Genomic DNA, 12565 nt, shown 5'->3' with positions numbered 1-12565 from the left:
GCGCTCAAGCGGAAGCCGAGCTTCCGAACATCGATCTCGGAGCACTCGAGACCTGGCTCGAGGACCTCCCAAAGGCTGCTGAGAGGCGCCAGCAGGAAGAGCTGGCGGACAGGGCGACCAAGCAGTTGGAAGCCTTGGCGGATCGGTTGGGAGCGGTCTCGCAGCGCCTGCGATCTATCCAGACCGGTTTGGCCGCGTTGGGGCTTCCGATGTTCGAACCCGGAGCGGTGTGGGAGGACCTGCAGGACGGCTTGGACGAACTGCCGAAGGTCCAGATCTCGCGCGCTCGCCTCCTTTGCGGAGGGTCATGGTCGGACACTGCCGAACCAGGCAGAACGTCTCAGCAAGGCCGTAGACGCGCACTGGCGCGGTGTATGCGACAGGCTGGCACGCGACCTCACGACACCGCTGCGCACGTTACTCGACGCGATCGCGCGGGGACCGGAGGCAAACAAGCCGAAGGCGGACGCGATCAGGGTAATCGTCAGTCGGATCAATGCAGCAAAGGACAGCATGTTCTTGGACCCGGGAACGGCGTCCAACTTCCTCGCTCAGCAGAAGGTTGCGCAGGACTACCTGGCTCGCGCTCTGTCTGGAGCACCGAGTCCTGGCACACTAGTCGAAAGACTGGCGGGCGGAGAGTTGCGTCTCAGCACATTGAGCGAGAACGAGTTGGAGGCCCTGCGCCGCTCGCCGCTCGCCCACGCGATCACGCTGAAGCTTTGAGCGCGAGCGGATAGGTACGCGATGCTGACAAGCTTCGCCTTTGCGGACAGCTTTCTCGAGCGCGTGCAGTCATTGCCGAATGAGGCAAAGAAGCTCGTACTGCGGAAGACTGCCGAGTTCGCTGCCACACCCGATGCGTCCGGCTTCAACGCTGAGGCGCTGAGCGGCGTCGCGCGTCAGAACGGCTGGCACAGTGCTCGTGTCGACCGCGACCTCCGCCTTATCTGGACGCGCATCGAGGCGACGATTGTGTTCGCGTGGGTCGACCGCCACGACGATGCCTACGCGTGGGCAGATCGGAACCGCTTACGAGTAAACCCTCGCACTGGTTCGGCTCAGCGTTATGTCGCACCGGAGACAGTAGTAACTCCCCCTCAGCGGACTGAGGCAGCGACCGCCGTTGCTGAGCCCAAGGCACCGACGGATCGGCCCGCACAGGAACCACCGTTCTCAGGCGAGGATGACGAATATCTCCTGGGCCTTGGTGTGCCGGAGGAGTGGGTCGGGCAGGTGAAGTCGCTCGCCGCCGTAGCGGACCTCGACGGACTGATTGGACTGCTCCCTGACGAGGCGTGGGAGCGTCTGGTCGATCTGGCCAATGGGCGTCGGCCTGCGGTGAGCGCAAGCGCGACCATTCCTGACTTAGTGGATCCGCTGAGGCACCCGGACAGCAAGCGCCGCTTCATGCTACTTTCGGATGACGCCGCGCTGGACCGGGTCTTGGCGGGTGACTGGGATGCCTGGCAGGTGTTCCTTCACCCTAGTCAGCGCGCCGCCGTGGAGACGAGGCACCGAGGGCCAAGCCTGGTGTCTGGTGCGGCCGGGACGGGGAAGAGCGTCGTCGCAGTGCACCGCGCCGCGTTCTTGGCTCGGCGCAATCCCGAAGCACGAATTCTGCTGACGAGCTATTCGAAGACGTTGTCCGTAAGGTTGGCGCAGCAACTTGACCGGCTTCTTCGTGGCGATGCGGCTGCGCGCGGCCGCATCGAAGTTGCTCACTTGGATCGGCGCCTTATGGACTTCGCTCGGCTGCGCCTCGGACCCGTCAACATCGCCGGCCGTAGCCACATCCAGCCGCTACTTGATCGTGCAGCCTCGCGAAGCGAAACTGGAGCTAAAAGATCCGGGCTTTCTCTGGGCGGAGTGGGAAACGGTAATCGATGCGTGGGGCATTGAGAGCGAGGACGCTTATCTCCGAACTCAAAGGGAGGGCCGAGGGCTTGCCTTACCACCTTCGGCGCGTAGTCGGGTGTGGCCGGTCTTCGCGGAGGCGATCGCCGGACTCGCTCGTCAGAAGCTGCGGACATGGGCCAGTGTCGCGCGCGCTGTCGCGACGCTTCTCCAAAGCCGGTCCGATCGGCCCTACTCTCACGTCGTTGCAGATGAGGCGCAGGACCTGAGTCCAGCCCGATTGCTGTTCCTTCGCACCCTCGTCGCGCCAGGCGACGACGACATCACTTTGGCGGCGGACATCGGGCAGCGCATCTATCGGCGTCCCTTTTCTTGGTTCGCAGCGGGTCTCGATATCCGCGGCCGAGCCTCCAGACTACGCGTAAGTTATCGCTCTACACAGCAGATACTTAGCCTGGCCGACCGCGTGGTCCTGCCACCTGTCTCCGAAGGCCAAGAAGACCTGTCACGCGACGCTGTCGCGGTCCGCGCGGGCCCGAAGCCCAGACTGGTGCGATGCGCTTCTGCCGCTAAGGAAACGGAAGTTGTCGCGGATTGGATCCGTGCATGCTTTGACGATGGAATCCCGGCTGCGCAGATCGCGATTTTTGCGCGCACCAGTACGATGGTTGAACGCGTGGGCGCTAAGGCGGCGCGGCTTGCCGGCACGAAGTGGGCCGAGTTGAAGGATGAGCGCGAGCCCGACGGCCATGCCGTCATGCTCGGGACAATACACGCGGCGAAGGGTCTCGAGTTTAGGGCTGTCGCGGTTATCGGTTGTGGACGTGACCTGATTCCGCTTCCCTCTGTGCTCACCGCGACTACAAGTGCTCGCGACACCGCTTTAGCAGAGGCTTCGGAAAGGCAACTGCTGTACGTCGCATTGACCCGAGCGCGAGATCTTCTCCTCGTCACCTGGACCGGAGAACCAAGCAGCTATTTGGAGCAGGAGTGGCTTTCCGAGGTGACCGCGCCACTTGCTTCGTGAGCTTCGCGCGGGTGGTCGGTACAGCAATGTCAGCCTAGCACTCCTCCTGCCCAGTGAAGCGGGTCGGCTGTCGGTCGCTACTCAGGTGCCGTGCTCGCGGTCACTGGGGTCGACCAATCCCTTTGAAGCTGTCGATACATTCGCGAGTATGGAGAGGTCAGGACACGCGCCTCTTCAATACGTTCACCGATAGCGGCACCGCGGCGAGGTCCGCCATCGAGGCGCTGACGTTCCGCGCCGTGACGCGGACCTTGTCGTTCGACCGGACATGGCAGTCGAGCACGAAGGCAATGCTGCTGGTGTCGAGCGACGCGTCGGCAAAGTCGCCCCGCCACGCGCCGTGCACCGTGACGTCGACGTTCGCCGTAGCGCCGGGCCCGACGCTCGGCAGATCCCAAGTGGTTTCCGCCGCGATTTGCCGGGACCCGGCCGGCAGCGATGGGAAGTCGTAGAAGATTGCCGGCGCGTCTTCCGGCAAGCCATAGAGCCGCAGCGCCTCAAGCGCGATCTGTCCGTCGAAACCGACGATGCCGGCCTATACCTTCTCCCCCTGGACCTTGAGCGTGCCGCTGGCGAGGTCCAGCGCCGCCGCGGTTCCGTTCTGGAACCGCACGCTGACCGTGTTAGCGGCCGATACCCGGGCCGTCAGCACGATGCCCTGCAGGTCCAACGAGAAGCTCGCCCGCGCATAATCGCCGAGCGCCGCCTCGGTCGCGGCGGCGGTGATGGTCAACCCTATCCTACCTTGCACGACAGTGGCATGTCTGCGGCTGCTGTTTCGGCTTCCCGGCACTTTCGGCCAAAGCGCGCCAGATACCGACCCTCCGCACTTTCCGCTTCACCTCAGCCGGGAACAGAGCGAATGGTCGGTCACGCGCCACGGCCAACGCCGGCGCGCCGCCCCGACCGGCTGCTCGGCGGGGCTTTGGGCAGTAGCACCCGGCTGGTCGGGTGCCGCACCCAGGAGCCCCGAGATGGCCCTCTCCGACACCGCCCGCCGCATCCTCGCCGAGGCCGCGCAGCACCCACTGCTGCTGGTCGCGCCGCCCGACAAGCTGCCCATCGCCGCCGCCCGGGCGGTGCTGAACAACCTGCTCAAGCAGGGCTACGTCGAGGAATGCGCAGCGCCGATGGAGTACATCGGCCTCGGCTGGCGCAAGCAGGATGGCGCCTGGACCGCGGTTCGCGCCACCGAGGCCGGGCTGACCGCCATCGGCGCCATACTGGTCACCACCGCAGTCGAGGGCGCCGACCAAGCTGAGGTCACCTGCGCGGTCCCCGCCGACGCGGCCCAGGAGCCCGGTAGCACCCTGCTGACGGCACCTGCGGCTCCGGAGGCGCTGGTGCCACCCACCGGCACCAAGGCCGCACATGCGCCTTCCACGGCGGCCCTGGTGCGGCCCAGCCTGCGCGATGCTGCCCACCGGGTCCTCGCCGCCTGGGACGACGAGGCCGACGAGCGCGCGGGCCTACCTGACGCCATCGCCGCTCTCCGCGCCATCCTGGTCAAGCCCGCCTCGGCACCCCGCCTTGCTGGCCCGCGCAAGCCGCGCGAGGGCACCAAGCAGCAGCAGGTGCTCGCAATGCTGCGCCGGCCCGAGGGCACCACCGTCGCCCAGATCGTGGAGGCCACCGGCTGGCAGGCCCACACGGTCCGCGGCTTCTTCGCCGGCCTCAAGAAGCGTCAGGGCCTCGCGGTCGAGAGCCGCCGAGCGGGTCCGCCAAGTCGGCCCCGGCAAGGAAGGCGCCAAGGGCAGCTACACCGTCTACCGCATCGCTGAGGCGGTCTGATGCGGACGGCGCTGCCCCACGGCGCCGCCCGGCTGGCGGTCGGGTACCTCCGGGTTTCCACCGCCGAGCAGGGCCACAGCGGCCTCGGGCTGGAGGCGCAGCAGGCCAGCGTTCGGGCCTTCGCCTTCCAGAGATGGACGCTGGTCGCCGAGCATTCGGACCTCGCCAGCGGCAAGGACGACCGCCGGCCGGACTTTCGGGCAGCAATGGCCCGCTGCCGACTGCTTAATGCGGTACTGGTGGCCGCACGCCGCGGTCGCATGATCCTGCGGTCCAACAGCGAGGCTCGAAGCGCGGCTGCTGGTCGACCTGCACGGACCGGTGCGAAGCGCTCTCCACCTCCCTATACCCGCCGCTTGACGCGGCATCGGTGCCAGGAGAAAACTCCGCCTGCGAAATCTTTTCTGGTGTCAGATGAACTCGACAAGGTTCGAGAGCTTACGGCGGCTTCTGCTCGACAAAGGGCTGACGCCGTCCTGCGACCGGAAACCAGGATCGCTCAGGAGAGAACCTGCGAGCTATTCTACACCCCATTCGAGCATGTGAACGATACGGCGCGGATCGTGGTTGTGGGCATTACCTCGGGCGTGAACCAGCTAAAGCTGGCCTACGCGGAAGCGCAGGAGACTCTTGGCGCTCGGCGCAAGCGACGCCGAGGTGCTGCGCGGGGTGAAGTCTGCCGCTGCCTTCGGCGGGGAGGCAATGCGCCCAAACCTGCTCCGCATGCTCCGCCACTTCGGCATGGCCGAGATCCTGGGCATCGAAGACGAGGGCGAGCTTTGGGGATCGCGCGCCGGCCTGTTGCAATCGACATCGGTGGTGCCGCATGCGGCATTCAAAGCAGGGAAGATGTTCGGCGGTTCGTTCGACGAGATCCTCCGGACGCGCGCGCTTCGACGCTGCTTCGAGGAGGACTTCGTGCCGACGCTCGCGCGCATTCCGCGCGACGCGTTCTACGTGGCCCTGGGGCCGACACCGCTCGACGCGCTCGACTGGTGCGCCGCGCGCAGCCTCGTGCGCAAGGAGCAGGTTCTCGGCGCGCCTCGCGCATCCCTCCAAGCTCTTCAGGAAGCCAAGTAAGCGTTTACCTCGGGGAAAGGTCTCCGGCAGATCTCGATCCCAAGGATCCGGTGCGGCACCGTGTCGAGTGGCTCATCGACGCTTCCGCGCGGATGTGGCTGGCGACGGATGCTCTCAGGCAGGCTGGCGGCCGCCGTCGTGGCATCGGACGGTGCGAGACTCCGCAGTCGCCTGCGGCAGGGTTGCCCGCCACGGCCTCCGTCCCGACGGCACCTCGCCCAAGCGATGGGGGCGTTCCCGCACGCGACGCAAGAGGACCGGCGCGACGAAAAGGGCGGTCTCGGCGACGCCTTGCCACACGTCTCAGGCCTGCATTACGTCGTGTCACGTGGAAAGGCAGCCGGAACCGTGCTCAGGCCCCACGTGCAGGATGGGCACCACATCGTAAGCCCGACGCGGTTCGAAACCGACTACGTCCGCGTCCCGATGCACGAGCCGCTGGAGCCTTATTTCAGGCGCGGGCTGAGCCTTCGTATGAGCGCACCGGGAGTAGCGCCGAGCTTGATCTCGCCCGATTCGATCCATGGCAGGGACCGAGGCCGGACATAGCGTCTCAGCCCACGTAAGCGGCCGGCGCAGGAAGCCCGGGAAGTCGAACGACGTCCCGAGTGAGGCGAGACGCGAGTCCCCGTTCACCACCGATCAACGGTCGTTGGTGGGTGGTAAATGGCACCACCGCTTGGCCTACGGGCTCGCCAACTCCGGCCCACAAGTCGGCCCGGTCAAAGATGCTGGTGGTCTGCTCCGGCGTCTCCATCGCCCGTCCGACCGCCATCATCAGCGCGACGGCCGCGTCAATCTTCTGCTCCGGCCGGGCCTTGGTCGGGTAGAGGTTGCCGCGCCGGTCGGCCTCTGCCCACCACATTGCCGATGCACCACTCGAGCACGGGATTGCCGTCGTGCTCGAGCCGCCCGGCCCGCATCGCCGCGTCGAGGTTCGAGGATTGCCGGCGAGAAGTTCGCCGTCGTCGCCCGGAACTCCACCATCTCGACGCCCTCGCCCCGCAGACGCTGGGCGAGCTGGTCGACTGCCAGGGGTCGTAGCCGATGCTGACCACGCGAAAGCGCCGGCAGAGGTCGAGGATGTCGTCCTCGATCACGCCGAAATCGGTCTCGTTGCCCGGGGTGACCACGAGATGGCCGCCGGCTGCCCAGCCTGGATAGGAGGCGTTCCGCGCCTCCAGCACCGCCTCCTCGTTCAGGTAGCAGCGGGCAAAGGCGGCATAAGTGGTCTTGCCCGTGGCCGGGTCGAGGCTCGGGAACACCAGGCTCAGCGCCGCAAGGTCGGTGCGGCTGGCGAGATCGAGGCCGAGATGGCACGGCCTGCCGCGGAACTGCTCCAGGTCAAGCTCCGGGTTACGCGCCCCGTGCCAGGCGCGGGTCGAGAACAGCGCCTCGTCAGCGCCGACCCAGATGTTCAGGTGGCGGGTCTTGGCCGCAGTCTCCTGCGCCGCGTTGTTGCGGGCCTGCCGCATGATGGCGCGGATCGCCTCCCGGCTGCACCGCCTGGCCCCAGCTCGGGTTGGCCTTGATCCAGGTCGCCTCGTCCCAGGAGTCGTCCTCCGGGTCGGCGGCATAGATTAGGGCGAACAGGCGGTCGTCCTGCTGCGTGCCGTCGAGCACCCGGGCAGCGTAGTCCCAGAGCTGGCGGCCGACGCCACTGTGTGAGTTGCCGGTCGCCGTGCTGATCGAGAGCAGCAGCGGGTGGCGCCGCTTGCCCATGGCGGTGAGCAGCACGTCATAGACCTCGGAGGTCTTGTGCGAGGCGATCTCGTCGCAGACGGCGACCTGGACGTTAAGCCCGTCGAGCGCCTTGGCATCGGAGCTCAACCGGCACGAAGCGCGAGGCGGTGCTTTCCTGGTAGATGGCATTGGCGCCGGCCTGGACGCCGAAATGGTCCCGCAGTCCGGCCGAGCGGCGGACCATCTGCTGGGCGGCGTCGAACAGGATGCGGGCCTGGTCACGGGTGACCGCGGCGGCATAACCCTCCGCCCCGCCCTCGCCGTCGACGAAGGTCAGATAGAGCGCGATCGGCGCCGCGATGGTGGTCTTGCCGTTGCCGCGGGGCACGTAGATCACCCCTTGGCGGAACCGGCGGGTGGTGGTGCCGCGCTCGACGAAGCCGAAGAGGTTGGGCAAAGACCAACCGCTGCCAGGGCATGAGCCGGAGCGGCTGGCCAGCCTCGGGTCCCTTGATGTTCGGCAACAAGCCGGCGAACAGCATGGCCGCCTCGGCGAGGTCCGCCCGGAACGCCCAGAGCCCCTCGCCGGCCTCGGCCGCTGCCAGATCATCGAGGAAGCGCGTGCAGGCCAGGCGGACATGCTGCCCCGCCACGACCTCGCCGGTGGCGACGGCGCGGGCATAGGCGCGGGCCTCGGCGACACCGGGGCAGGGCTCAGCCGGCAGCATCCCGGCCACCCTGCAGGACCCGGAGGCGCATCCAGGGCTCGTCCTCTGGCCGGGCCTGCGCTGGTCCTGCTGCCAGACGCGGGCGGGCAGCCGGCGAGAAGCCAAGCTCGGCCGCGGCGCGCAGCATGGTCTCGGCGGCCTGGCGGGTGATGCGGAGGTAGGGCGAGGCGATCGGCTGGCCGTCGCGGCCCTTGGTGAGCAGCGGCAGCGACGAGCCGGCATCAAGCCTGGCCTGCTGGATCATCGCGGTGCGGTGCCGGTCCTCGGCCTCGACCCAGACTGCCAGCATGGCGCGATCGATGCTCTTGAGCAGGCCGGCCGGGGCATGCGCCATGGCGTGGGTCCAGCACTCGCGCTGGCCGTCGGTCATCCACTCCGGCGCCTCGGCGGCGAGGTCGCCCTCGGGGACGGGCTCGCCGGCGCGGTCGCGGCCGTGCCGGGTGGTGCTGTAGGTGCCGCGCAGGGTATGCAGGGCAGTGGGGATGGGCTTCTGCCCGCGCTGTGCCATCAGGCGGCCTCCTGCCGGTCAGCACTGCGCTGGGCAGTCACCGCCTCGAAGCTGGCCCCACCCGCCTCTAGCACCGCCTGCTGGCCGCTGAAGGCCTGCCAGCGCTGCACGGCCACGTCGACGTAGGCCGGCGAGAGCTCGACCGCGTGGCAGGCGCGGCCCGCCATCTCGGCGGCGATGATCGTGGTGCCCGAGCCGCTGAAGGGCTCGTAGACCGCCTGGCCGGGGCTGGAGTTGTTCTCGATCGGCCGGCGCATGCACTCGACCGGCTTTTGGGTACCGTGGACGGTCTCGGCGTCCTGGCCCTTGCTGGCTATCTGCCAGAGCGTGGTCTGCTTGCGATCGCCGGTCCAATGCCCGGTGCCGCGGACGGCGTACCAGCAGGGCTCGTGCTGCCAGTGGTAGTGCCCACGGCCGAGCACCAGGCGGTCCTTGGCCCAGACGATCTGGGCGCGGATGTCGAAGCCGCAGGACACCAGGCTCTCGGCCACGGTCGTCGCGGAAGGGCGCCGTGCCAGACATAGGCCACCTCGCCCGGGAACAGCGCCCAGGCCTCGCGCCAGTCGGCCCGGTGGTCGTTCTCGACGGCGCCGGTCCGGCGTGTCGTGCTGAGCCCCGCGCGGTTGCGCCAGGCCGGGTCATACTCCACGCCATAAGGCGGATCGGTGACCATCAGGTGCGGCTGCACCCCGGCGAGCACGCGCTCGACCACGCTGGCCTCCGTCGCATCGCCGCAGACCAGCCGATGACGGCCGAGCAGCCAGAGGTCGCCGGGCTGTGACACTGGGGTGGCGGGCGGCTCCGGCACGGCATCCGGGTCGGTCAGGCCAGGGTTCTCGTCGGCCAGCAGGGCGAGCAGCTTGTCGCCGCTGAACCCGGTCAGCGCTAGGTTGGCGCCGAGCCCCTGCAGGTCGGCTAGTTCGGCCCGCAGCAGCGCTCTCGTCCCAGCCGGCGTTCAGCGCCAGCTTGTTGTCGGCCAGCACATAGGCGCGGCGCTTGGCCTCGACCAGCCGCGGGCGACGACGACCGGCACCTCGGTGATGCCGAGGCGCTGGGCAGCGAGCACACGACCATGGCCGGCGATGATGATGCCGTCCTGGTCGACCAGCACCGGCGCGGTCCAGCCCCACTCGCGGATGGAGGCTGATCTGCGACGCCTGCGCGTCGGAGTGGGTGCGGCGCGTTGCGGGCGTAAGGGGTCAGGCGCACCACAGGCCAGCGCTCGACATAGTCGGCCGGCCAGAGCGTCTCGGTCACGGCGTCACGCTCCAGCATTTCGGGTCAATCTGCATTCGCAAAAAATCAGGGAGGCTCGGTCGTAGGCAGTATGCCGGTATACTTCCTCTTCCCCCGGGGGTCAGGACCGGCGTCATCGGCCACCCCGCCCGCCATGGCGGCGGTTGTGACAGGGACCGCACATCAGGCGCAGATTGCTCAGCGCATCCGTGCCGCCGTCCCGCACCTCGCGGATGTGGTCGACCGTATTGCCTGGCCCGCGGCAGACGGTGCAGCGGCCACCGTCGCGGGCGATCACCGCCTGCCTGATCTGCTGCCAGGCCTTGGTGTGGTAGTGCCGGTGCAGCGGATCGGCGTACTTCGGAGCCGGCTTCCAGCCAGCGGGACGATGCTGCGGCGAGCGCGATGCCATGGCCTTCATCCCAGTAGACGCGACGTGAACAGGCATCCTCGATACACTCCGCCGCGCCGGAACTTCCAGCGACCAACGAATAATACACGATCTACGCAGACCATTACAATATACTCGCAAATACTCAGGAATACGCAGCACTACGATGCCGGTGCTTTTTTCTGTGCTTCTCGCCCACCTCCGACGGGCCATCCGCCCGCGGCGTTGCGGACGTTCGATGGCTCGATGTTGCAGATGTTGCTATGCGCGCGGAGCGTACAGGACGAGCAGAGATGGAAAGGTAAGAGAGGGAGGGAGGTGAAACGCTTCAATATCCTCACGCGCGCGAGCAACATCTGCAACATTTGCGCTCAGGCCGCTCCAGCGCCGGGGCGCCGCGACATGGCCGACCATCCTGAAAGCCGCGGCTTTCCTGCATCTCCACGGAGGGCGGAAAGCGCCCGAGCGAGCCGCCGCACCGCGAGGCGCATCTCCGGCTCCCAGACGATCAGCAACATCTGCAACATCACCCGATGCTCCCCGTCTTGCGCCGCAGGGTCGCGGCAACCGCGTCGCGGGCGACCTGTCGATCCGCGCGCGCTCCGCCGCGGCCCGCGCGGCAAAGGTGGTGTGAACGGCCGGGTTGACGGACCAGCCCGCCGCCGGCCGCGCCGGATTGCTCCGTGGTTCCGGGCTGGAGCCAGGCCATCGACACCAGGCTCTCCATCACCTCCAGCAGCTTGCGCCGGCTCTCAGGCGACCGCAGCGGTCCATAGGCCTGCACGACATCGCGCGCTGGGTGATGCGCGCCTCGCCCCGCGACAGGATGAACCCTGCGATCCAGCGTGCATGGCCTGTCTCGGGTCGAGGCGAACATCATCGCCTCAGCCCGCAGCAGGTGCGGTAGCAGCACCTCGCGGAGCAAAGCCGCCACCCGCCGTGCCGTCTGCTCGGTGACCGTCTCGCCCGGCCTTGGCACCGGCTGGCCCAGCCCGACCGCGGCAGCCGCCTCCACCAGGTGGAACAGCAGGCCGAGGCGCGCGAACAGGCCCGACCACTTGCCGAGTGCGGCCTTGAGCCGACTGGAGGTGCCGGGCAGTGCGGCCATGGCCCGGACGAGGCCTTCCACCTCCTCCCGGTGGCGATGCGCTGCCTCGGCCAGCACCAGAGCCCGCCGCCGTGCAGCCGGTTCCGTGGGCTGCGCCTGTTCCGGCCGCAAGGCCACCAGGGTGGCGATCAGCGCCTCGTAGCGGGCGATGGCGGCCCGGTCGGGCTGCCGATCCTGTCCCATGCCCTGCCGGGCCGGGACGCAGTAGAGGAACCGCTGCAGCAGGCCGTCATCCGCAGCGTCCCGAGCAATGCGCTGGATCGGCTCGGGCTGGATGCCGCCCAGCACACAGGCCGACCAGTTCGGCACCGCGAAGCTGCCGCGGCCCACCCGGTCCACCACGTAGCTGCCGCCATTGTAGAGCCTGAGATAGGCACCGCGATCGCCGCCGCCGCGACCACCTGACCGGTACCGGTCAAACCCCGCGATCCACTCGCTCATCTCGTCCTGGCGCACCAGCACCCGGCCGGTCGGCACCCGGTGGCGCGCCTCTTCGTCGTCGCGCAGCACCTCGGACAGCGCCTCGATCGTGGTGCCCTCGACCAGGTAGCGGTCGAGGCGCGGCGGCACGGGCTTGGCCGCGGGATCGCTGCCAGCCTCCTTCCAGGCCGCCATCTCCGTCCTGTGGCGCTGTGCGGCAGCAGCGTGCCGGTCCCGTGCGGCGAGCTTGAGCCGCTCGATGGGGCGGGTGCAGGCAACGATGACGGGGTCTTGAGGATGGATGGATCACCGACGATGGCGCCCCAAATCCGCGCCGCCTCGGTCCAGGTATCGTCATGGCGCTTTGGCTGGATGCGCCAGTCCTCGTGCACCATGCTGGCACAGCTGACCAGCGCGGAGAGCGCCACCGCGACGGGGTCCACGCCCATGCGCGCCGCGGTGTCGGCGACGAACGGATACAGCGCGTCTGGCAGGTGCTCGGGGCGGAGCTCCGGCGCTCCGGTCATCTCGCCGTCCGCCAGGAAGTCGACCGGGGGCAGCCACACGACCTCCTCGGCCGCCGACACGCCTTGGCCGCGGTTGCTGACCGGGCGGTGCCCCGCATCGCGCTGGGCGGCCTCCTTGACGTAGATGTCCTCAAGGTTGCGGTCGATCTCAGCTCGCCGCCGTCGCCAACGATCGTCGCGCCTCTCCTCCGACACCGCGTCGAACATGG

General features: G+C 68.3%; 14 protein-coding genes and 1 pseudogene. 5 read left to right on the top strand and 10 right to left on the bottom strand.

Features of this window, described 5'->3' with window-relative positions; translation table 11 throughout:
- Positions 1 to 747 precede the first annotated feature (747 nt).
- Both ACQ86J_RS20060 and ACQ86J_RS20055 read left to right on the top strand, forming a co-directional pair.
- Positions 748 to 1902 carry a UvrD-helicase domain-containing protein gene (locus ACQ86J_RS20060; protein ID WP_431266900.1) on the top strand — a complete coding sequence of 385 codons (1155 nt, stop codon included), beginning with the start codon at positions 748 to 750 and terminating at the stop codon, positions 1900 to 1902.
- Between the two features lie 73 nt (positions 1903 to 1975).
- Positions 1976 to 2884: a 3'-5' exonuclease gene (locus tag ACQ86J_RS20055; protein WP_431266899.1), complete on the top strand. Its 909-nt coding sequence runs from the start codon at positions 1976 to 1978 to the stop codon at positions 2882 to 2884.
- 157 nt (positions 2885 to 3041) lie between these two features.
- Here ACQ86J_RS20055 and ACQ86J_RS20050 read toward each other — a convergent pair whose 3' ends face one another.
- Both ACQ86J_RS20050 and ACQ86J_RS20045 read right to left on the bottom strand, forming a co-directional pair.
- Positions 3042 to 3362 (bottom strand): hypothetical protein, encoded by a 321-nt coding sequence (locus ACQ86J_RS20050; RefSeq protein ID WP_431266898.1) that lies wholly within the window; start codon positions 3360 to 3362, stop codon positions 3042 to 3044.
- A 57-nt stretch (positions 3363 to 3419) separates the two neighbouring features.
- Positions 3420 to 3617, bottom strand: a complete 198-nt coding sequence (locus ACQ86J_RS20045; protein WP_431266897.1) for a hypothetical protein — start codon at positions 3615 to 3617, stop codon at positions 3420 to 3422.
- Positions 3618 to 3858: 241 nt separating this feature from the next.
- Between ACQ86J_RS20045 and ACQ86J_RS20040 the strand changes: the two genes are divergently transcribed.
- From ACQ86J_RS20040 to ACQ86J_RS20030, 3 genes and pseudogenes are all read left to right on the top strand, one after another.
- Positions 3859 to 4665 carry a DUF3489 domain-containing protein gene (locus tag ACQ86J_RS20040; protein ID WP_431266896.1) on the top strand — a complete coding sequence of 269 codons (807 nt, stop codon included), beginning with the start codon at positions 3859 to 3861 and terminating at the stop codon, positions 4663 to 4665.
- Between the two features lie 9 nt (positions 4666 to 4674).
- Positions 4675 to 4860 (top strand): annotated as a pseudogene (locus ACQ86J_RS20035) (recombinase family protein); the annotation flags it as partial.
- 445 nt (positions 4861 to 5305) lie between these two features.
- On the top strand, positions 5306 to 5755 hold the full coding sequence (locus ACQ86J_RS20030) for a hypothetical protein (protein ID WP_431266895.1): 450 nt from the start codon (positions 5306 to 5308) through the stop codon (positions 5753 to 5755).
- Positions 5756 to 6549: 794 nt separating this feature from the next.
- Here ACQ86J_RS20030 and ACQ86J_RS20025 read toward each other — a convergent pair.
- From ACQ86J_RS20025 to ACQ86J_RS19990, 8 genes are all read right to left on the bottom strand, one after another.
- Entirely contained in the window at positions 6550 to 7230 is a 681-nt protein-coding gene (locus tag ACQ86J_RS20025; protein ID WP_431266894.1) for a terminase TerL endonuclease subunit, read from the bottom strand.
- Entirely contained in the window at positions 7154 to 7585 is a 432-nt protein-coding gene (locus ACQ86J_RS20020; protein ID WP_431266893.1) for a terminase large subunit domain-containing protein, read from the bottom strand. The genes ACQ86J_RS20025 and ACQ86J_RS20020 overlap by 77 nt, the downstream gene beginning before the upstream one ends.
- On the bottom strand, positions 7551 to 7895 hold the full coding sequence (locus ACQ86J_RS20015; RefSeq protein WP_431266892.1) for a terminase large subunit domain-containing protein: 345 nt from the start codon (positions 7893 to 7895) through the stop codon (positions 7551 to 7553). Before ACQ86J_RS20015 ends, ACQ86J_RS20020 begins: the two co-directional genes overlap by 35 nt.
- Before the next feature lie 257 nt (positions 7896 to 8152).
- On the bottom strand, positions 8153 to 8674 hold the full coding sequence (locus ACQ86J_RS20010) for a P27 family phage terminase small subunit (RefSeq protein ID WP_431266891.1): 522 nt from the start codon (positions 8672 to 8674) through the stop codon (positions 8153 to 8155).
- Positions 8674 to 9165, bottom strand: a complete 492-nt coding sequence (locus ACQ86J_RS20005) for a DNA-methyltransferase (protein WP_431266890.1) — start codon at positions 9163 to 9165, stop codon at positions 8674 to 8676. The genes ACQ86J_RS20010 and ACQ86J_RS20005 overlap by 1 nt, the downstream gene beginning before the upstream one ends.
- A gap of 464 nt (positions 9166 to 9629) precedes the next feature.
- Positions 9630 to 9812 carry a ParB N-terminal domain-containing protein gene (locus ACQ86J_RS20000; protein ID WP_431272476.1) on the bottom strand — a complete coding sequence of 61 codons (183 nt, stop codon included), beginning with the start codon at positions 9810 to 9812 and terminating at the stop codon, positions 9630 to 9632.
- Positions 9813 to 10043: 231 nt separating this feature from the next.
- Positions 10044 to 10322 carry an HNH endonuclease gene (locus tag ACQ86J_RS19995; protein ID WP_431266889.1) on the bottom strand — a complete coding sequence of 93 codons (279 nt, stop codon included), beginning with the start codon at positions 10320 to 10322 and terminating at the stop codon, positions 10044 to 10046.
- 505 nt (positions 10323 to 10827) lie between these two features.
- The gene (locus ACQ86J_RS19990; protein WP_431272475.1) at positions 10828 to 12090 is read right to left on the bottom strand and encodes a DUF3987 domain-containing protein; all 1263 of its coding nucleotides are present in this window, start codon (positions 12088 to 12090) and stop codon (positions 10828 to 10830) included.
- Positions 12091 to 12565 lie beyond the last annotated feature (475 nt).

Source organism: Dankookia sp. P2 (assembly GCF_050632255.1).
Classification (GTDB): Bacteria; Pseudomonadota; Alphaproteobacteria; order Acetobacterales; family Acetobacteraceae; genus Paracraurococcus.
The sequence above is the reverse complement of the archived record's forward strand: the minus strand, read 5'-3'. Positions and strand labels throughout refer to the sequence as shown.

Excerpts from the sequence above, each read along its gene's own strand:
- ACQ86J_RS20025 (WP_431266894.1), bottom strand. The coding sequence starts at position 7,230 with ATGCGGCAGGCCCGCAACAACGCGGCGCAGGAGACTGCGGCCAAGACC.
- ACQ86J_RS19995 (WP_431266889.1), bottom strand. The coding sequence starts at position 10,322 with ATGGCATCGCGCTCGCCGCAGCATCGTCCCGCTGGCTGGAAGCCGGCT.
- ACQ86J_RS20040 (WP_431266896.1), top strand. The coding sequence starts at position 3,859 with ATGGCCCTCTCCGACACCGCCCGCCGCATCCTCGCCGAGGCCGCGCAG.
- ACQ86J_RS20060 (WP_431266900.1), top strand. The coding sequence starts at position 748 with ATGCTGACAAGCTTCGCCTTTGCGGACAGCTTTCTCGAGCGCGTGCAG.
- ACQ86J_RS20010 (WP_431266891.1), bottom strand. The coding sequence starts at position 8,674 with ATGGCACAGCGCGGGCAGAAGCCCATCCCCACTGCCCTGCATACCCTG.